We start from the raw sequence: 20,581 nt of genomic DNA, 5'->3' as shown, positions 1-20,581 counted from the left end.
TTTCGGCCGGCTCGTCTTGTGCTTGTCGGGGCTTAACAAAGTATCCGGATTTCTTAAGATTGTAATGACTTATAATACTGCCCTTTCTCAGCATATTCTGTATAAATACGTTCCATATCTTTTTTGTCTTCCGGCGTTAATTCTCTAATAACTTTTGCGGGTCTGCCAAATGCTAAAGTATTAGGGGGGATTTTTTTTCCTTGCGGTACAAGACTCCCGGCGCCAATAAAGGCACCTTCTCCTATCTCTGCTTGGTCAAGAATAATGGATCCCATTCCAACTAAAGCTCTTTTTCTTACAATGCAGCTATGAAGAATGACCTGATGGCCGATTGTCACTTCATCCTCTAAAATTAGCGGGTTATTAGGACTTTGGTGTAAGATAGAGTTATCTTGAATATTAACCTTATTACCTATTCTCGTTGGGGCAACATCGCCTCGAATCACGGAATTAAACCAGACACTGGACTGTTCGCCTATTTCTACATCGCCCGTGATGGTGACATAATCGGCGATAAAGGCAGTTTTAGCAATTAACGGATATTTATCTTTAAAGGGGTATATCAATTGGGTTCGCTCCTTTGTAATTGATAAGTATATTTTAGCGAATTATAGAAGTGGTTTTCAAAAAATAAATCTGGTATAACAAATAAGTCTAAACTTGCAAAGTTTTGGGCAAAAAGCATATCTTTTTCTAGGGGGACGAAAAATGTGGAAATGGGAAGCTGAAGGGGAGGCAAAAGCAGTAATTGTAATGGTGCATGGTGCAATGGAGCACCATGGGAGATACGGCTGGCTGATTGAAATGTGGCGTTTAGCCGGTTTTCATATCATTATGGGCGACCTTCCGGGGCAAGGGATGACAACAAGGTCCCGCCGCGGCCATATCGATTCCTTTGACGAATACATTATGGAGGTAAAGGACTGGGTGCAAGCGGCCTATCAATATAACCTTCCCGTGTTTCTATTAGGCCACAGTATGGGCGGATTGATTTCGATCCGTTTATTGCAGGAAGAACAACTGAACGTTGCAGGTGTGATTCTTTCTTCTCCATGTCTGGGACTGGTTCAAGCACCATCTAAATTTTTAAATGCCCTATCGCATGTAATAAACGTTGTTTATCCATCTCTTCGAATGAATTCAGGCTTGTCGGTGCAGATGGCCACGAGAAACGAAGATGTCCGGGAAGCAGATGCGAATGATACTCTTTACGTGACAAAGGTTTCGATTCGCTGGTATCGTGAACTTGTTGGAGCGATAAAAGAAGCATTCGAGAATTTGGCAGATACACAAGATCTCCCAATGCTTGTCATGCAGGGCGGGGATGATAAAATTGTTAATAAAGCCACCGTGAAGGAATGGTTTAACCATGTACCGTTATCAGAGAAAAGGTTTAAGGAGTGGCCGAAGTGCTACCATGAAATCTTTAATGAACCGGAACGGGAAGAGGTATTTGAATACGCGAAGGATTTTGTTTTTAGTCAATTAAAAGCAATTGGTTATATTGTTTAAGAAAGGTAGATGTTTTCTCCATGATGCCAATCACCCTTATGTCTAGGGTCTATCGCAAAATTATTCCTGCTGTCCATCAAGAATTGGCTTATTGGAAAAGCCGGGCTGAAAATATTCCTAACCAAGAATTAAGAAATCAGGCTCTTGCGAGTATTGACCAAAAAACCTTCCATTGTGAAGGCGGGGGCATACTTGCTCTTACAGCCAAGGAAGACTATCAAAAAGCAGTAAAATTCATTGTAGCTTATCAAACGATCAGTGATTACTTAGATAATCTATGTGATCGGAGTACCTCACTGGATCCTGCCGATTTTGCAGCCCTCCATGAGTCTATGTCAGATGCCCTTGTACTGCAGGCAGAAGAGAAAAACTATTATCGGCTTCGAGATGACCAGGATGACAATGGATATTTACATGATTTATCTGAAACATGCCGTACGGTTTTAAGGGAGTTAGACAACTATGATCTAATCAAAGAGTATCTTTTAGAACTATGCCAATATTATTGTGATTTGCAAATCCACAAACATGTGGTCAAGGAAGAGCGGGTACCACGCTTGAAAAAATGGTTTAATCGTTACCAGGACAATCTTCCCGAAATGGAATGGTATGAATTCTCGGCCTGTTCTGGTTCAACGTTAGGGATTTTTTGTTTAGTCTCATATGCGATGCGCGAGGATTTTAATGTAGAAGATGCGATAAATATCCGCAAAGGTTACTTTCCTTATATTCAGGGCTTACATATACTTTTAGATTACTTTATTGATCAAGAGGAAGACTTGATTGGCGGAGATCTAAATTTCTGCGCTTATTATAATAGTGAAGAGACTCTTTTTAAACGGTTAAAGCATTTCGTGATTGAGGCGGACCGCCATACAGAATTCCTGCCCCATAAAAGATTTCATCAACTCATTAATCGAGGTTTGTTGGGAATTTATTTATCAGATGCCAAGGTTCGTAAACAAAAAAATGTCCGTAAATTGGCAAGAGGGATAATAAAATCTGGTGGATGGATTAGTTATTTCTTTTACTACAATGGACTTGCTTACCGATCCTTGCAAAAAACAGTCCCTGCTTTTGTAACAAGGTCGATGACAAAATAAAACCAGGCGTAGTGCCTGGTTTATTTCTTTTCAATTGCTATTATAAAAGGCGGGTTATTTTGTTGATTAATAAACTGATATTGAAGAACATGGGCCGTTTTTTGATCCAGTCCTTGACAATATTTCATTAGCTGGTCCCGTTCAACAGCACCTTGTTCATGACCATGGTAAATAACAAGAACAATGGTGCCCTCTGAAGCCATTATTGCCAATAATTGTTCAATTGCCGAAATGGTTGTTTCAGCACGAGTTACAATATTTTTGTCGCCGCCAGGCAAATACCCGAGATTAAATATTGCCCCAGTTATTTTTCCCTGAACATCCTTAGGAATTTTTGCGGAAATTTGTTCGTGGCCTTCGTGAAAAAAGGTGACCCTGTCTATCAGGTTATGTCCAATTAAGCGTTCCTTCGTAGCGTCAATAGCTTCTTGCTGGACATCAAACCCAAAAACTTGTCCGTCTTCTCCAACTAATTCTGCCAAAAATACCGTATCATGTCCATTCCCCAAAGTGGCATCCACTACCATATCCCCGGACTTTACAGCCTTTTTAAGTAAACTTTTGGCAAAGGGAAGAATGCGTTCCATTTTCATATCAATTCTCCCGCGCTCTCTTGAAAAATTTACCTTGCCAGCTGTTTCTTTTCTTTAATTCTGCATCAATGGAATTCAATACCTCCCATTTATTAACACTCCACATTGGTCCAACCATTAAATCAATCGGACCGTCACCTGTTATTCGATGAACAATCATTTCCGGCGGTAAAATTTCCAATTGGTCACATACTAAAGTTATATAATCCTCTTTGGTGAGAAATTCAAGCATTCCCTTTTCATATTGTTTAACCATTGGGGTGCCTTTTAATAAATGCAGCAAATGAATTTTAATCCCTTGCACATCTAATTTGGCTACCTCACGAGCTGTTTCCATCATCATGTCATAGGATTCAAGCGGTAGTCCGTTAATGATGTGGGAGCAAATCCGAATCCCATGTTTCCGTAATTTATTGACGCCATCGATGTAAGATTGGAAATCATGGGCACGATTAATCAGCATAGCCGTTCGTTCATGGACTGTCTGGAGGCCGAGCTCTACCCACAAATACGTACGCTGATTTAATTCAGCTAAATATTCAATCACATCATCTGGCAAGCAATCTGGGCGGGTTGCAATGGATATGCCAACGACCCCCTCTTGGTTCAACACGGTTTCATATTTTTCCCTAAGTATTTCAACAGGGGCGTGTGTATTTGTAAATGCCTGGAAATAGGCCATATACTTGCCGTCTTTCCACTTAGTATGCATTTTTTGTTTGATTTGGTTAAATTGTGTTTCTAATGGCTCGACCCGATTACCGGCAAAATCCCCGGAACCTGCTGCGCTGCAAAACGTACAGCCTCCATGAGCGACCGTACCGTCGCGGTTTGGACAGTCAAAACCACCGTCTAGGGCCACTTTAAACACCTTATGGCCAAAATGATTCCTAAGGTGGTAATTCCAAGTGTGATATCGTTTATCGTCGGTTGCATATAGAAAAGGTTTTGTCTGAAGCACTCAAAAACCTCCTTTGTAAAATAAAGATTGCATACCCTTCATTTTATCATGAAGTAGGTCTTTATCCAATTACCATTGCTATAAGTAGGTTGGTAATAATTATCCACCTGTCTTGAGTTATAGGATAGGGAATGGAGAACAAAATAAGAAATGAAGCGTGCGCTTCAAACAATTAGGGGGGTTCTTAGATGGCTACTCGCGACTCAATGGATAATCTAATGCAACAAGTTGAGGACACACTACGTTATGCTCAAGAGCAATATAAGCACAGCAGCCTTCAAGAGCATTATAATAATGATGATTATACGACAGCGCTGCAACAGCTTGAGCAAACCTATCAAGATATTTGTACGATGGCCCATAGTGCTAACTCGCAGCAGCGGGAACAACTCCATCGAATGAGACTTCAAATTCAGCAGCTTCAGAATTCTATGATTATTGAGACACGTTAAGAGGAGGAGAATTTCTTGAAGAAACGTTCTAAGAAGAAAAATCCCGAACAAAAAACCCGTAATGGTATCAATAATCAAGACCTTGAACTCGGCCAGGATCGTGACTTAATAAAAGAGGCAAAAAAGAAATACGAGGACACCGGCGGACAACCGGTTAAGTCCAAAATGCATCAAGAACCAGGACAATCTTCATAAAAAATGAAAGGATCTCTCACTTTGTGGAGGGATCTTTTTGTGTTTATCTGTTGTAACATTTGAGTATCTTAGCTTCGGGGATTATGACTGGCTCTTATCTGTCGAAGCAAAGGGAAGCAACCGGCTTCAGGAGTTATAACCGTCTCTTATCTGTCGAAGCAGAGGGAAGAGATCGCCTATAGGGGTTATGACCGACTCTTATCTGTCGAAGCAGAGGGAAGAGATCGCCTGGGGGTTATAATCGTCTCTTATCTGTCGAAGCCTAGATTCATCTCCAACCGCGAGATAAATCACCCTAAAATGTCGCTTCGAAAGGCATCAGATTAAGCAGAATATTTAATTAAAAAAAGAGCAGAACGAAAAGGATTGCACCCGGCTTGGGAATGGAATACAATTTATCTTTGGTTAATGAAATGTTTATCGTAAAGGAGCGTTTTTCATGCCACGTGCCTTATGGCTGTTGATAATCGGAATGGCAGTAAATGTAATTGGCTCTTCTTTTTTATGGCCGTTAAATACCATCTATATTCACGATCACTTAGGTAAGTCTTTATCTGTTGCCGGGATTGTTCTAATGCTTAATTCTGGAGCAAATGTAATTGGGAACCTTTATGGTGGTCATTTATTTGATAAAATAGGAGGCTATAAATCTATTATTCTGGGGATTATGATCTCCTTAGTAGCTCTTGTAGGGTTATCCATCTGGCATAACTGGCCCGAATACGTTGTTTTCTTAACGATTGTGGGCTTTGGAACAGGAATTATTTTTCCGTCCATGTATGCGATGGCTGGTTCCGTTTGGAAAGAGGGAGGCCGGAAATCCTTCAATGCTCTTTATGTTGCCCAAAATGTTGGCGTTGCAATTGGAGCATCACTTGGCGGGATTGTCGCTGACTATTCCTTTCAACTCATTTTTCTTGCAAATACAGTTATGTATGTCATCTTTTTATTGATTGCGGTCTTTGGATACAAAGGAATTTCTACAGATGCTGCACCTCAAGAAAACAATGAATTAAATGTAACGGCAGTTAGCAGAATGAACTTTAAGGCTTTAATGATATTGTGTGCAGGCTATTTGCTTTGCTGGGTTTCCTACAGCCAATGGACCACAACCATTGCTTCTTATACACAGGAAGTGAATATCACACTAACCCAATATAGTTTATTATGGACGATTAACGGAGCGATTATCGTGCTGGGGCAGCCGCTCTTAAACGGGATTCTCAAATATCTTGCTTCTTCGTTAAAGAGGCAGATCCTGATCGGTATTGGAATCTTTATTATTTCCTTTATTGTAGCAGGGCAGGCCAGCGCTTTTTCAGGCTTTTTAGCAGCTATGGTTATTTTAACAATCGGTGAGATGTTCATTTGGCCGGCAGTTCCTACCATTGCTTTTGCATTGGCCCCAAAAGGGCGTGAAGGTTATTATCAAGGAATCGTGAACAGTACGGCCACAGGCGGAAGGATGATTGGTCCAGTGCTTGGCGGAATATTGGTCGACCAATATAATATGTCCACTTTATTTACAGTATTAATCTTGTTGTTCATAATCGCAGTCGGAACTACCATCGTTTATGACCGCGGTTTGAGACTAAAAGAGAAAATTACTGCTAAGCCGGTATAAGTTTATGACCCACAGTCAAAATGACTGTGGGTTTCTTTGATTTTTAGTTTTTCCTTCTTTATTTTTTGATATAGTAAATTTATAGAGTAGTTTTGTTGAGAATGGAAGAAAGCGGGGATGGGATGTTTGCTTTAATACCTCTAATGCTTGAGCGAGTTGGTATTTTAATCATTGTTGCATTTATATTATCTAGGATGAAATCGTTTCGACAGGTTATCCATAACGAGCGGGGAATGGCAGCGAAATTAACCATCATAGCGATCTTTGGTGCCTTTGGAATTATCAGTAATTATACGGGTGTAGAAATAGGTCATGGAGTCGTTACGTCTCAAGATTGGCTGACAGATGTTGATCAGAATGGTGCCATTGCTAACACAAGAATAATGGGTGTGGTAATTGGCGGTTTGCTTGGCGGACCCATGATCGGAATAGGGGTAGGTTTAATTGCCGGATTGCACCGCTTATCTCTCGGTGGTTTCACCGCGGTTGCATGTGCGGTTTCCACTATTTCTGCGGGAGTCGTGACAGGATTTTTAAGTAAGCGCTTTAAGATACAAGATAGCGGCTCTACAACGAAAGCGGTTATAATGGGAATTTTGATGGAATGTTTCCAGATGGGAATTATTCTCCTATTAGCAAAGCCGTTTGATGAAGCCTTAAATCTTGTAAAACTAATTGCCTTTCCTATGATTGCGATTAATGGTTTTGGAACACTTTTATTTTTACTAATTATCCAGGATATTTTTCAAGAGCAGGAACGAACACGGGCATTACAAACACATAAAGCGTTATATATTGCGAATCAAACACTGCCATTTTTTCGGCAGGGCTTAAATATGGACTCGTGCGCAAAGGCAGCTGAAATTATATTGAAATGGACCGGTGCAGACGCCATCTCCATCACAAATCAACAGCAAGTTTTAGCACATACTGGCGCTGGCGCAGACCATCATCTACCGTCTGGAACAATGGCCACTGAATTAACTAAAAAGGTGCTAGACCAAGGAAGAATCATTATTGCAAAAACAGCCGAGGAAATTCAATGTTTTAACCCGAAATGTCCATTAGAGGCTGCCATAGTGTTACCGCTTAAGGTTTACGATAAGACGGTCGGAACCTTGAAGCTTTATTTTACTAATTCTAGCAAACTCGATAGTGTAGAACAGGAACTGGCTGAAGGCTTAGGGAAATTATTCTCCGGCCAACTCGAAATGGCAGAGTTAGAGCAGCAAAGACGGTTATTAAAAGATGCTGAAATTAAAGCACTGCAGGCCCAGGTCCATCCTCATTTTTTATTTAACGCAATTAATACTATTTCAAGTTTAATCCGAAAAGATTCAGACCAAGCAAGAAAACTTTTAATTCAGTTAAGTATCTTCTTTCGCAGTAATCTCCAAGGCGCTCGTCATATGCTGATACCGCTTGAAAAAGAACTCGAGCATGTGGAGGCTTATTTGTCCATTGAACAGGCAAGATTCCCTGACAAGTATAAGGTGAATTTGGAAATAGCTCCACCATTTAGAGAGGTATTAGTACCTCCCTTTACATTGCAGCCACTGGTAGAAAATGCGATTCGTTATGCCTTTTCAAAAAACAAAACGGGAACTGTTCGAGTTAGTGCCTACCAGGAAGAGGGGAGAATGGTCCTCGTCACGGAGGATGATGGAAAAGGGATTCCACCAGAGAAACTTGCTGTACTTGGAAATAAAACCGTTGATTCGGCAGATGGTACAGGTACTGCCTTATGGAATATTAAGAAAAGAATAGAAGAGATTTATGGGCCTGAGGCATCATTACAGATTGATAGTATCCTAGAAAAGGGGACAAGGGTTGTGATTAAATTGCCATTAACCGGGCAAAGATGGGGGGAAGACAGTGTTAAAAGCCTTTATCGTCGATGATGAACCACTTGCGAGAGATGAACTTTCCTATTTGCTTAAACGAAGTAAGCAGGTGGAGGTCGCTGGAGAAGCTGAGTGCCTTGAAGTTGCCTTTGAAAATTTAAAAAACCTGGATATTGATGTGATTTTTCTGGATATCCAGCTCGCCGATGAAAGTGGGATTGAAATAGCCAGTAAATTAAATCAGTTAGACTATCCACCATTGATTGTTTTTGCTACAGCCTATGATGAATATGCTCTTAAAGCTTTTGAACTTAATGCAGTTGATTACCTGTTAAAACCAATTGATGAAAAAAGGATACAGCTCACCATTGATAAGCTGTATAAGCTGGCTGGAAATAAAGAGCAAAAAATCCCGCTTTCAACTAGGTGGAATTCTATTCAAAATGATCGGTCAGAAAAATTAGCGGTTTCGATTGATGAAAAAATCGTGTTACTCCATATTAATGACATTGTCTATATTGGCACGCAGGATGGTAAAACAGTCGTTGCCACGGAAAAACAAAAGTTATCAGTCAATGAACCATTAGTAACCTTTGAACGAAAACTGCAATTTCCTTCCATTATGCGTGTTCATCGTGCTTATCTAGTCAATATTGATGCCATTCTCGAGATAGAACCATGGTTTAATTCAACCTACAATTTAATTATGAAATCCGGAGAAAAGGTTCCCGTTAGCAGAACCTATACAAAGGAACTGAAACAGCTGCTTGGTTTTTAACAGCTGTTTTTTTGTATTTCATTTCAGAATTATTGTTTTTTAACCCTAGGTTTCTGCAAAATATCTTGAAAAATGTATGTTACCGTTTTCATTTAATAAGATTAAAATAAGCTATTGATTTAGGGGGAGGAAAAAGAAATGAATGCGGTTTCGGTTGTAATTGGTTCTATTTGTATATTAATGATTGCTTACCGTTTATACGGAACTTTCATGGCTGCAAAAGTTTTAAAGTTAGACGATTCCAAGCCAACACCAGCTCACGAATTTAATGATGGGAAGGACTATGTCCCAACTAATAAATGGGTGACATTTGGCCACCATTTTGCTGCGATTGCGGCAGCAGGTCCGCTTGTAGGGCCAATCTTGGCTGCACAATTTGGTTATTTGCCAAGTTTACTTTGGCTGTTAATTGGCGCGGTAATCGGTGGTGCTGTCCATGACGCAGTTGTACTTTACGCTTCCATGCGGAAGAAAGGGAAATCATTATCTGAAGTAGCCAAGGATGAATTAGGTCCTGTTGCAGGTTTTTGTACTGGACTTGCTATGCTATTCATCATTACCATCACCATGGCTGGGCTTTCCATGGTCGTACTACACGCCCTTGAGAACAACCCATGGGGAACTTTTTCAGTAGGCATCACGATTCCGATTGCAATGGGAGTCGGGATTTTCTATAAGAAAACTGGTAACTTAAAATTAACCACAACCGTAGGATTTATTCTAGTTATGGTTGGCGTTTTTGTTGGTCCGATGATTCAAGATACAGTTTTAGGAAATTGGCTGACGTTAGATACAAAAACATTAGCTATTATTCTGCCCATTTATGCGTTCTTTGCCGCCGCTTTACCGGTATGGTTATTGCTCGCTCCACGGGATTATTTAAGCAGCTTTATGAAAATTGGAGTATTTATTGCACTTATTATCGGAGTTTTCATTATTAATCCTACAATCCAAATGCCTGCATTCACTAAGTTTACACAAGGCGGAGGCCCGGTAATTGCCGGTCCAGTCTGGCCATTTATCTCGATTACGATTGCCTGTGGTGCTATTTCTGGTTTCCATGCCTTTGTGGGTTCAGGTACTACACCGAAAATGCTTGATCGCTGGTCCGATATTAAGGTAGTTGGATTTGGGGCGATGTTAGTAGAGTGTGTGGTTGGGATTATGGCATTAATCGCAGCAACGGCTCTTCAGCCGGCTGATTATTTTGCCATTAATTCCACTCCAGAGGTTTACAAGACATTAGGTATGCATGTAGACCAATTACCAAAGCTGGCCCAGGAAATTGGAATGGACCTGGAAGGAAGAACGGGCGGGGCTGTAACATTAGCTGTTGGTATGACTTATGTTTTTACTGCCATCCCTTGGTTTGCTAAATTATCATCCTACTTTTTCCAGTTTGTCATTATGTTTGAAGCCGTATTTATTTTAACAGCGATTGATTCTGGAACACGTGTAGCCCGTTATTTAATCCAAGATTTCTTTGGCGAGTTTTATAAACCATTGAAAAAAACCGATTGGATACCTGGATCTATTTTTGCAAGTGCACTCGCATGCTTTATATGGGGATATTTGCTCTTTTCTGGAGATATCGGTTCTGTTTGGGCGTTATTCGGTGTTTCCAATCAATTAATGGCATCCATCGGTCTTATCATTGGGGCCACTGTTATACTAAAAGTGGCTGACAAACGCTGGTACATGCTAACTTGTTTAATTCCTCTTGCTTATTTGTTTGTCACTGTTAACTATGCAGGCTATTGGATGGTCAAAAATGTTTACTTAAATCCGGCAGCTGCTGGATACAGTGTTTTGAATGGGATCCTGTCGATTATCATGTTAGTACTTGGTATCATTATTATGGTAACAGCTATTAAGAAATGGACTACCATGTGGAATTCCCCTCGTTTTCAATTTGGTTCAAGGGTTGCTTAAATCTAGGGCAGTTGACTTCTTCAGTCAACTGCTCTTTTCCATATTTGTAGAAATATTAATGTTTAAACTGGCCGGCTCCTGTCCATCCTGAAATTAGGCAAATGTTTGCTTGCATAGTGGTAGAAAATTTAATACAATAACCGTAATACTTTATATTAAAAAAACAGTGATCAGGAGTAGTAGTGATTTTTACTCGAGAGAATAGAGAGTTGACGGCTGGTGAAAGTCAACCGAGTACATCATGAACTCGCCTTTGAGTTGCAGGCATGAATGAACAGTAATGTTTGCCGTTTACCGCGTTAAGGTTGAATGAAGCGAGTGTTCAGGCACTAATGTGGGTGGTACCGCGGGAAGATACATACAATCCTCTCGTCCCTTTTGGGATGAGGGGTTTTTTATTTTGCAGTAGGAGGAAAATCAAAATGAGCTTTAACCATCAACAAATCGAGAAAAAGTGGCAAAAACAATGGGAAGACAAAAAAACGTTCAAAACGAGCGAAGAATATGATAAACGGAAATTCTATGCATTAGATATGTTTCCATATCCATCCGGTGCAGGACTTCATGTAGGTCACCCGGAAGGTTATACAGCAACTGATATTCTTTCCCGTTTAAAGCGGATGCAGGGCTATAATGTACTGCACCCGATGGGCTGGGATGCCTTTGGATTACCTGCAGAACAATATGCTTTAGACACAGGTAACGATCCTGCCGAATTTACGGAAAAGAATATTAACACCTTCCGAAGACAAATTAAAGCACTTGGTTTTTCCTATGATTGGGACCGTGAAGTCAATACAACCGACCCAGAATATTATAAATGGACACAGTGGATTTTCTTAAAGCTTTGGGAGAAAGGGCTTGCCTATATTGATGAAGTAGCGGTGAACTGGTGTCCAGCACTTGGAACCGTTTTAGCTAATGAAGAGGTTATTGACGGCAAGAGTGAACGCGGCGGACATCCGGTTGAACGCCGTCCGATGAAGCAATGGATGCTAAAAATTACTGCTTACGGTGATCGGTTGCTTGAAGACCTTGAAGAGCTTGACTGGCCTGAAAGCTTAAAGGAAATGCAGCGCAACTGGATTGGCCGCTCTGAAGGGGCCGAAGTAACGTTCCAAATTGATGGACATGATGGAACCTTTACAGTATTCACTACCCGTCCAGATACTTTATTTGGTGCCACATATGCAGTTTTAGCACCAGAGCATGCCTTTGTTGAAAAAATCACAACAGAAGAACAGCGTGCTGCAGTTGATGCTTACATGGAAAAAGTAAAAATGAAGAGCGACTTAGAGCGTACAGACTTGGCAAAAGAGAAAACAGGAGTATTTACTGGTGCGTATGCCATAAATCCTTCTAATGGTGAAAAAATGCCGATCTGGATTGCTGACTATGTATTAGTTAGTTATGGAACGGGTGCCATTATGGCGGTACCTGCTCATGATGAACGTGACTATGAATTTGCTAAAGTTTTCAACCTGCCTATCAAGCCAGTTGTGGCAGGCGGAGATGTGGAGAACGAAGCCTACACTGGTGACGGTGAGCATATCAACTCTGAGTTCTTAAATGGGTTAAATAAAGAAGAAGCCATTTCAAAAATGATCGCCTGGCTTGAAGAAAAAGGAATTGGAACCAAGAAGGTTACTTACCGCTTGCGCGATTGGTTATTCAGCCGTCAGCGTTATTGGGGTGAGCCAATCCCAATTATCCATTGGGAAGATGGCACCATGACCGCCGTTCCTGAAGATCAACTGCCATTGACTTTACCAAAAACAACCGATATTAAACCATCTGGAACAGGTGAGTCACCACTTGCAAATATTGAGGATTGGGTTAATGTCGTCGATCCGGAAACTGGCAAAAAAGGCCGCCGCGAAACAAATACGATGCCACAATGGGCAGGAAGCTGCTGGTACTATTTACGTTATATTGATCCAAAAAATGATCAAGAATTAGCTTCACAGGAAAAACTAAATCATTGGCTTCCAGTTGATATTTACATTGGCGGTGCCGAGCATGCTGTACTTCATTTGCTATATGCACGTTTCTGGCATAAGTTTTTATATGACATTGGTGTAGTGCCAACTAAAGAACCATTCCAAAAGCTTTTCAATCAAGGAATGATCTTAGGTGAAGGCAATGAAAAGATGAGTAAATCAAAAGGAAATGTAGTTAACCCTGATGACATTATTGACAGCCATGGTGCTGATACCCTTCGTTTATACGAAATGTTTATGGGACCTCTTGATGCATCGATTGCTTGGTCGACCAATGGCTTAGACGGTTCCCGCCGCTTCTTAGATCGAATTTGGCGTCTGTTAGTGGAAGAAAACGGAGAATTAAGCCCGAAAATCCAGTCACATGAAGAGGCAAACACCCTTGAAAAAACCTATCATCAGACTGTGAAAAAAGTGACGGAGGATTATGAAGGATTAAGATTTAATACAGCTATTTCACAAATGATGGTCTTTATCAATGAAGCGTATAAAGCAACGGTTCTTCCAAAGGTTTATATCGAAGGTTTTGTAAAATTACTTGCTCCTGTTTGTCCGCATCTTGCTGAAGAGCTTTGGGAAAAGTTGGGTCATAGCGGTACAATCTCCTATGAAGCATGGCCGGCATATGATGAAGCAAAATTAGTCGATGATGAAATCGAGATTGTGGTTCAAGTAAATGGCAAGGTAAAAACAAAGTTAAAGGTTCCAACAGATGCTACGAAAGAAGCTTTAGAAGGAATCGCTATGGATGATGATCGAGTGAAGGAACAAATTGAAGGAAAGACCATTCGCAAAGTAATTACCGTACCAGGTAAATTGGTAAATATTGTGGCGAATTAATCTGAAGCAAAATTGAACATCCTCTTGTAAAATGGAGGATGTTTTTCTGAAGGGATGAATGGGATGGAAGAAATTAACGTGATTACACCAGAAGAGTTGCAAAAGAAGCTTGAGGCAGGGGAAAAGCCAGAGCTTGTAGATGTTAGGGAAGATGAGGAAGTTGTTTTTGGGATGATACCTGGGGCAAAACATATTCGTATGGGCGATATTCCCGCTAACCTCGACTATTTTGATAAAGAGAAGGAATATATTTTCATTTGCCGCTCAAGTCACCGTAGTGGAAATGTTTGCTATTATCTTCAAGAACAAGGGTATAAAGTCCGGAATATGATTGGCGGAATGCTGGCTTGGACAGGAGAAACTGAATACACAGAATAACCGATTCCGTTTTGGAATCGGTTTTTTTTAGCTGTTTTAGTTTCGGTCGCATGCAGGTTTCCCCTATCAGCAAATTAAGTTCCACCTGTGGTTGTATCAAAGCCATGGTGATGTCCGGAGCCTGGACCGCTGCCATTAAAAAATTGACCCTGTTGTTGATTGCTGCTATCAAAGCCTTGGCCGCTGTTATCATCTGGAGTTTGCTGACTTTGATCTAATTGACTGTCTCCGCCCCAGGAACTATTAAAATCTTGTCCTGTTTGCTGATCTTGTTGTGAGTCTTGCTGCGTATTGAGTCCGCCTTGCTGTTGATTTTGATTTGTATTAGAACTTGGCTGCTGCCCTTGATTAAATGCCATTTGGCTGTTCGTACTTCCGCTATGAGATAAACCGAGATAAGAGACCATTCCCGCTGCTAAAGCCAAACTTCCAAAGCTGACTCCCCAAGTAATCTTTTGTTTTTTATCCACCTAAGATCCTCCTTTCAACATTTGATCTCAGAAATAAGTTTACAAGCCCAACCTTAAAAAAACCTTAACTTTTAAAACTATTTATTTTTAAAATTCTGAAAAAGTGAGAATACTTATAGAAAAAGGAGAGGAAGGAGACTTATGATCCAAGTAAAGTTATTTGACAGGGAGCATGAAAAAGATCTGGAAAAAGAGATGAATCGATTTTTAAAAGGTATAGAGGAACAAAGCCTTGTTGATATCAAGTATAATGTGGCGGCCATGACCGAAGAAGAAGAGGAGGAGCAGATTTACTGTTTTACCGCTATGATTATCTATCGGGCGTGATAGTACATCACGCCCAATTATTTTTTGCAGATAGTGCTGCATTGGTTCCCGCAAGCCTGCCTGTTACTAAGGCAGATGTAATATTATATCCCCCCGTATATCCGTGGATATCTAGTATTTCTCCGCAAAAATAAAGACCGTCCATCAATTTAGAAGCCATAGTTTGCGGCTCTATCTCCTTAACGCTAACTCCTCCGCCCGTCACAAATGCTTTTTCAAGTGGCAGTGTGCCATTTACTTTGAATTGAAATTGTTTGCAGCTCTTCGCAAACGCACGGATCTTGTCATTAGAAATCGTTCCTCCTTGCTCGGAGGGATCAATATCATTCATTTCGAGGAGAAATAGAAGGTAACGCTCTGGGACTATTCCCTTTAAGGTATTTTTGATACTCTTCTTGGGTTCCCCTTTTACGAGTTTTACAATCTCTTGAAAAATATCTTCCTCTTTTCGGTCTGGAAGAGCATCAAGGCTCATCACTACTTCTTTTAGATTCCACTTTTTCATTGCCTTAACCACAAATTGACTACAGCGTAAAACAGCCGGGCCGCTGACTCCGAAATGGGTAAACAACATATCCATCCGATGTGAAATCAGGGGTTTGCCTTTTGGATTCAAGACACTAAGATTAATGTCCCTTAAGGATAATCCCTGCAATGACTTGTTTTTTATAAAGGGCTCACTGGAGGTAACAGGGACTTCAGTTGGGAACAACTCTGTGATCGTATGCCCTGCTTTCTCAGCCCAGGCATAACCGTCGCCAGTAGACCCTGTATGCGGGACCGATTTTCCTCCTACAGCAATAACCACTGACTTAGTCGAAAGTTGTTGGCCATCCTTTAACCGCACTGCGGAAACATGTCCATTTTCATAGAGAACATCTGCAACGGGGCTATTTTTAAAAACTCTTACACGCAGTTTCTCGAGCTGCTCTAAGAGGGCATCCACCACTGATTGAGCTTTATTGCTGACAGGAAACATCCGCCCATGATCTTCCTCTTTTAATTCAATTCCTAGTCTTTCAAAAAAGCGAATAATATCTTCATTACTAAAAATAGAAAAAGCACTAAATAAGAATTTACCGTTGCCGGGCAGATGCTTAATAATCTCCTCGACCGGCAGCCGGTTGGTGACGTTACAGCGTCCGCCTCCGGAAATTGCCAGCTTTCGTCCTAATTTGTCTCCTTTATCGATTAAGAGGACCTTTGCCCCTTTTTCACCCGCTGCTATAGCAGCCATTAATCCGGAGGGACCGCCGCCAATGACTATACAATCGTAATCCATTTTATCCACCAACTTTAATTTATTCATTTCATTATAAACATAACTTGTGAAATTAAAACGAAAAAAGTCAATTTTTTAAGTGATTTAACTCGGTTGTGAGTGGCATCGGAGGAAAAGAAGTTGTAAACTACTAATAGTGTGCAAAAAACGTCGATTATTCTTTGTGAATTTACGAACGTATCTTTCGGGTAGGAAGGGATTTTATGCAGTCAAAGCTTTTAAGAGGAACGTTTATCCTAACGTTAGGAACCATACTTTCTAAAGTAATCGGACTCATTTATGTTATACCGTTTTATCAGATTGTTGGAAAACATGGGACACAGCTTTATTCCTACGGATACGTCCCTTACACCATATTTATCAGTATCGCAACAGCTGGGGTGCCACTGGCTGTTTCAAAGTTTATTGCAAAGTATAATGCACTGGAAGAATATGCTGTTGGCAGGAAATTGTTTAAATCCGGTTTAGTGGTTATGTCGATTACAGGATTTGTTGCATTTTTAATTATGTATCTGGCGGCCCCTTTATTAGCCGAAATGAGTAATCCTGGTAATGAAATGGATGCGGCTATAACCGTCATGCGTGCAGTCAGCTTTGCCTTAATCCTTGTACCGTTCATGAGTTTAATCAGAGGATTTTTTCAGGGGCACCAATCGATGGGACCGTCTGCAGCATCACAAGTGGTAGAACAAATCGTCCGGATTCTTTTCACACTTGTTGGAGCTTATGTGGTTCTCAAATTTTTAAATGGTTCAATGGTAACAGCTGTAAGTGTTGCTACATTTGCTGCTTTTGTTGGAGCGATAGGAGGCTTAGCCGTCCTATTTTGGTACTGGTATAAAAGGAAGCCGCATTTAGATGAGCTTTTGGAGCAAGATAAGGGAACCATTCATGTTTCACTAAAAGAAATTTATAAAGAAATCTTTATTTATGCAGCACCCTTTGTATTTGTAGGGATTGCCAATCCATTATTCCAGCTCATCGACCAGTTTACCCTTACGAAGGCCTTAGTAGAAATGGGAACGTCTAAGAAATTAGCCGATACAGCTTTTGGGATCTTGAACTTTGAATCACATAAAATTGTGATTATCCCTGTTTCACTAGCCACCGCCTTTTCGTTAACACTTGTGCCAAGCATTACGAAAGCATATGTTGAGAATGATCGCAGGAACTTAACTAATCAATTAAATCAAACCTTTCAAGTGTTACTATTCTTAACACTGCCGGCGGCAATTGGGTTATCTTTATTAGCAGAGCCTGTTTATACGGCTTTTTATGAGCATGATGCTCTTGGGACACAGGTTTTAGGTGCTTATGCGCCAGTCGCCATTTTATTTTCTCTATATGCGGTGACAGCAGCGATCATGCAAGGAATTAACGAACAGCGGTATACAATTTTAAGCTTATTAGTGGGACTTTTGGTCAAATTAACACTTAACATTCCGTTAGTTAAAATGTTTGAAACAAGAGGAGCTGTTCTAGCAACAGCGATCGGATACATGGCCTCGATTATCATTAATTTAGTGGTAATTAGATATTTCTCCCGCTATCAATATCGATTCGTTTGGCGCAGAAGCTTATTGATTATGATTTTTGCTGGATGTATGTGGGTGGGAACAGAGCTGATGTATAAGTTTTTAACGTTATTTTTATCACCGGCGTCCAAGATGCAATCGGTCTTAATGATCTTAATTAGTGCATTTGTAGGGGCTGCCATCTATTTTTATTTAGGATTGAAATCAGGACTTGCAACTCGGTTATTCGGAGACAGAATTGAGCGTGTCCTTACGAAATTTAAGCTGCCAAAAAGGAGGCAAAGCGTTGAGAATTGATAAGATGTTAGCAAACCTTGGCTACGGCAGCCGAAAAGAAGTCAAGCAGATATTAAAAAGCGGTGCCGTTAGAGTCGATGATGTGATCGTAAAGGATCCGAAACAACATGTTGATGAAAAAAGCCAAACGGTGACCTTCAATGGTGATGTGATTGAATACAAAGAATTTATTTATTTAATGATGAACAAGCCTCCTGGTGTGTTATCAGCGACAGAAGATAGTGCGAGTGAGACAGTTATTGACCTGTTGGAGCTTGAGGATCAAGTGTATGAGCCTTTTCCGGTTGGGAGATTGGACAAGGATACAGAAGGATTATTGCTGATTACCAATGATGGTCAATTAGCGCATAAATTACTATCACCAAAGAAGCATGTCCCGAAAACATACTTTGCGGTGATTGACCGCGAAGTAACCGAAGAGGATGTTAAGGCTTTTGCCAAAGGAGTCACTCTTGATGATGGGTATGAAACCAAGCCTGGTGAATTGAAAATAGTAAAATCAGGTATTCGTTCTGATATAGAGCTAACCATTACAGAAGGTAAGTTTCATCAAGTTAAGAGAATGTTTGAGGCCGTTGGAAAAAAGGTAGTGTACTTGAAACGAATTTCTATGGGGCCGCTCCCTTTAGATGAAACCCTGGAACTTGGAGAATATCGAGAATTAACAGACGAAGAAGTGGAGTTATTGCGGGAGTACCAAGTGAAATAACAGGTTCCGTTTTTAGGTGCTTTCTAAAATACGTGCCGAAATGACAGTCATATTTAAAAAGTAAAACTCGCCATTGGCGAGTTTTCTTTATTATGAATATAAAAACCTTCTTTATATAAAACCTCACTTGTTTGTGAAGCAGCTTATAAAAATTTCTTTTAATAATATGTAACGGAATATTCACACTCATTTGTCCTGTTTTTTTATAAAATAGGCTTAGAATAGTTGAAGGGAAGTGGCCTATGATACTTAAAAGCAGAACAGAATCAGATGAATTATTGAAAATGCGATCTTTAAACACACGGATGGAGTTAACACAAGAGGAAAAGTTTCATTATTTCACCTTGGAAAAGGGTTATGAGGGAGAGGTGGAATTTGACCGAATGACAGAAGGTCTTCAAGAAGAAAGATACATTATCAATGACTTGTTGCTTAAAATAAAGAACTCCTATTTTCAGCTTGATACAACGCTTGTCTCACAGGAAGTCATTCGCCTGCTGGATGTGAAAAACTTTGAAGGTGACTTTTGCTTTGAAAAGGACAGATTTTACGCTGTAAAGTCCGGCCGAGAATATAAAAATCCAATTATCCAATTAAGTAAATGTGCATCGCAATTCCGCCAACTGCTCCACGACCTCAAGCTTCACTACCTCGTTGAAGCCACCGTCATTTTTATTAACCCTGAATTCACTTTATACAACGCGCAAGTCGACCATCCCATTATTCTTCCCAATCAGGTTAACCGGTTTTTAAAAAGTATAAATGATACTTCTTCTAAATTGAATGATGGTCACAAAAAATTGGCCCAACAATTAATTTCTTTACATCAAACTAAAAACCCATTTACACAGGTGCCAAACTATCAATATGGGCAGTTGAAGAAGGAAGTGTATTGTAAATTTTGTCGATCCTTTTTGGTCACTTTACACAATCACCTCCTTGTTTGCGGAAAGTGTGGCGGTCATGAAACGGTTGAAGATGCAATTTTACGGAATGTGAGGGAATTCCAGTTGCTATTTCCTGAGCGAAAGATTACGAGTACAAACATTTATGAATGGTGCAACGTTGATTTATCCAAAAGGACATTTTGCAGGGTACTAAAGAAAAACTTTACTGCGGTTGGGAAAACAAGTGATTCCTATTATATATAATTTTTGTTTTGAAGAAGATTGGTATTTGTTTGGATAAAGTCAAACTATTGGGATTGCTCTTGTCGGAAATTCGCTTGGCTTCGGACACCAACATGGTTTTTTAGCTTTACTTTGTCCAAAGTTCTCTCGACTGCGGACACGGCCGTATCTCTTTGGGGTTCCTATGTCGAAGTTCATCCAACATCGGACACCACCTCATTTTTTTGACCATGCCGTGTCCGAAGATCATCCAACATCGGACACCACCTCATTTTTTTGACCATGCCGTGTCCGAAGATCATCCGACTTCGGACATCACCAAATCTTTTTGGTATTGCCGTGTCCGAAGTTCATCCGACTTCGGACATCACTTCATCTTATTGGAATTGCCGTGTCCGAAGTTCATCTGACTTCGGACATCACTTCATCTTTTTGGCCTTGCCGTGTCCGAAGTTCATCCAACTTCGGACACCACTTCATCTTTTTGGTATTGCCGTGTCCGAAGTTCATCTGACTTCGGACATCCCCAAATCTTTTTGGAATTGCCGTGTCCGAAGATCATCCGACTTCGGACATCCCCAAATCTTTTTGGTATTGCCGTGTCCGAAGATCATCCAAC

The 20,581-nt window shown here is 40.5% G+C and carries 19 protein-coding genes and 1 other annotated feature; of the genes, 14 read left to right on the top strand and 5 right to left on the bottom strand.

What is annotated here, in order from left to right:
• Positions 1-53: 53 nt before the first annotated feature.
• Entirely contained in the window at positions 54-566 is a 513-nt protein-coding gene (locus V7077_RS23025; RefSeq protein WP_215044243.1) for a gamma carbonic anhydrase, read from the bottom strand.
• A 142-nt stretch (positions 567-708) separates the two neighbouring features.
• Here V7077_RS23025 and V7077_RS23020 point away from each other — a divergent pair, with 142 nt between their 5' ends.
• Together V7077_RS23020 and V7077_RS23015 are read left to right on the top strand one after the other, a co-directional pair.
• Positions 709-1,512 carry an alpha/beta hydrolase gene (locus V7077_RS23020; protein WP_335506302.1) on the top strand — a complete coding sequence of 268 codons (804 nt, stop codon included), beginning with the start codon at positions 709-711 and terminating at the stop codon, positions 1,510-1,512.
• Between the two features lie 20 nt (positions 1,513-1,532).
• A complete protein-coding gene (locus V7077_RS23015; RefSeq protein WP_335506300.1) occupies positions 1,533-2,615 on the top strand; it encodes a tetraprenyl-beta-curcumene synthase family protein in 1,083 nt (360 codons plus the stop codon).
• A gap of 20 nt (positions 2,616-2,635) precedes the next feature.
• Here V7077_RS23015 and V7077_RS23010 read toward each other — a convergent pair whose 3' ends face one another.
• Both V7077_RS23010 and V7077_RS23005 read right to left on the bottom strand, forming a co-directional pair.
• Entirely contained in the window at positions 2,636-3,208 is a 573-nt protein-coding gene (locus V7077_RS23010) for a class I SAM-dependent methyltransferase (RefSeq protein WP_335506298.1), read from the bottom strand.
• 1 nt (position 3,209) lies between these two features.
• Positions 3,210-4,169 carry a TIGR01212 family radical SAM protein gene (locus tag V7077_RS23005; protein WP_335506296.1) on the bottom strand — a complete coding sequence of 320 codons (960 nt, stop codon included), beginning with the start codon at positions 4,167-4,169 and terminating at the stop codon, positions 3,210-3,212.
• Between the two features lie 188 nt (positions 4,170-4,357).
• On the opposite strand from V7077_RS23005, the gene V7077_RS23000 reads away from it, so the two are divergent.
• The 8 genes from V7077_RS23000 to V7077_RS22965 all read left to right on the top strand — a co-directional run bounded on the left by V7077_RS23000 (position 4,358) and on the right by V7077_RS22965 (position 14,212).
• Complete coding sequence (locus tag V7077_RS23000; RefSeq protein WP_335506295.1) at positions 4,358-4,621, top strand: YtzC family protein; 264 nt, start codon at positions 4,358-4,360, stop codon at positions 4,619-4,621.
• 15 nt (positions 4,622-4,636) lie between these two features.
• Positions 4,637-4,816: a glycogen biosynthesis protein GlgD gene (locus V7077_RS22995; protein WP_335506293.1), complete on the top strand. Its 180-nt coding sequence runs from the start codon at positions 4,637-4,639 to the stop codon at positions 4,814-4,816.
• A gap of 439 nt (positions 4,817-5,255) precedes the next feature.
• On the top strand, positions 5,256-6,440 hold the full coding sequence (locus V7077_RS22990; protein WP_335506291.1) for an MDR family MFS transporter: 1,185 nt from the start codon (positions 5,256-5,258) through the stop codon (positions 6,438-6,440).
• Between the two features lie 122 nt (positions 6,441-6,562).
• Complete coding sequence (locus tag V7077_RS22985) at positions 6,563-8,341, top strand: sensor histidine kinase (RefSeq protein WP_335506368.1); 1,779 nt, start codon at positions 6,563-6,565, stop codon at positions 8,339-8,341.
• Positions 8,316-9,062, top strand: coding sequence for a LytR/AlgR family response regulator transcription factor (locus V7077_RS22980; RefSeq protein ID WP_335506290.1), 747 nt, complete (start codon positions 8,316-8,318; stop codon positions 9,060-9,062). The genes V7077_RS22985 and V7077_RS22980 overlap by 26 nt, the downstream gene beginning before the upstream one ends.
• 138 nt (positions 9,063-9,200) lie before the next feature.
• Positions 9,201-10,994: a carbon starvation protein CstA gene (cstA, locus tag V7077_RS22975; RefSeq protein ID WP_335506288.1), complete on the top strand. Its 1,794-nt coding sequence runs from the start codon at positions 9,201-9,203 to the stop codon at positions 10,992-10,994.
• 157 nt (positions 10,995-11,151) lie between these two features.
• Positions 11,152-11,374, top strand: a binding site (T-box leader).
• A 42-nt stretch (positions 11,375-11,416) separates the two neighbouring features.
• Entirely contained in the window at positions 11,417-13,834 is a 2,418-nt protein-coding gene (leuS, locus tag V7077_RS22970) for a leucine--tRNA ligase (protein WP_335506286.1), read from the top strand.
• A 63-nt stretch (positions 13,835-13,897) separates the two neighbouring features.
• A complete protein-coding gene (locus V7077_RS22965; protein WP_215044220.1) occupies positions 13,898-14,212 on the top strand; it encodes a rhodanese-like domain-containing protein in 315 nt (104 codons plus the stop codon).
• Positions 14,213-14,286: 74 nt separating this feature from the next.
• On the opposite strand, the gene V7077_RS22960 is transcribed toward V7077_RS22965, so the two are convergent.
• A complete protein-coding gene (locus V7077_RS22960) occupies positions 14,287-14,682 on the bottom strand; it encodes a hypothetical protein (protein ID WP_335506283.1) in 396 nt (131 codons plus the stop codon).
• Positions 14,683-14,823: 141 nt separating this feature from the next.
• Here V7077_RS22960 and V7077_RS22955 point away from each other — a divergent pair, with 141 nt between their 5' ends.
• Positions 14,824-15,009 (top strand): sporulation protein Cse60, encoded by a 186-nt coding sequence (locus V7077_RS22955; RefSeq protein WP_335506280.1) that lies wholly within the window; start codon positions 14,824-14,826, stop codon positions 15,007-15,009.
• 7 nt (positions 15,010-15,016) lie between these two features.
• On the opposite strand, the gene V7077_RS22950 is transcribed toward V7077_RS22955, so the two are convergent.
• A complete protein-coding gene (locus V7077_RS22950) occupies positions 15,017-16,291 on the bottom strand; it encodes an NAD(P)/FAD-dependent oxidoreductase (RefSeq protein WP_335506278.1) in 1,275 nt (424 codons plus the stop codon).
• 203 nt (positions 16,292-16,494) lie between these two features.
• On the opposite strand from V7077_RS22950, the gene V7077_RS22945 reads away from it, so the two are divergent.
• The 3 genes from V7077_RS22945 to V7077_RS22935 all read left to right on the top strand — a co-directional run bounded on the left by V7077_RS22945 (position 16,495) and on the right by V7077_RS22935 (position 19,983).
• Positions 16,495-18,123, top strand: coding sequence for a putative polysaccharide biosynthesis protein (locus tag V7077_RS22945; protein ID WP_335506276.1), 1,629 nt, complete (start codon positions 16,495-16,497; stop codon positions 18,121-18,123).
• Positions 18,113-18,832 (top strand): pseudouridine synthase, encoded by a 720-nt coding sequence (locus V7077_RS22940; protein ID WP_335506274.1) that lies wholly within the window; start codon positions 18,113-18,115, stop codon positions 18,830-18,832. The genes V7077_RS22945 and V7077_RS22940 overlap by 11 nt, the downstream gene beginning before the upstream one ends.
• Before the next feature lie 242 nt (positions 18,833-19,074).
• On the top strand, positions 19,075-19,983 hold the full coding sequence (locus V7077_RS22935; RefSeq protein ID WP_335506272.1) for a nuclease-related domain-containing protein: 909 nt from the start codon (positions 19,075-19,077) through the stop codon (positions 19,981-19,983).
• Positions 19,984-20,581: the final 598 nt, after the last annotated feature.

The organism is Neobacillus vireti (assembly GCF_036962465.1).
Lineage (GTDB): Bacteria > Bacillota > Bacilli > Bacillales > Cytobacillaceae > Neobacillus > Neobacillus vireti_B.
Note: the sequence above shows the minus strand (reverse complement) of the source record. Positions and strands in the feature narration are given on the sequence as shown.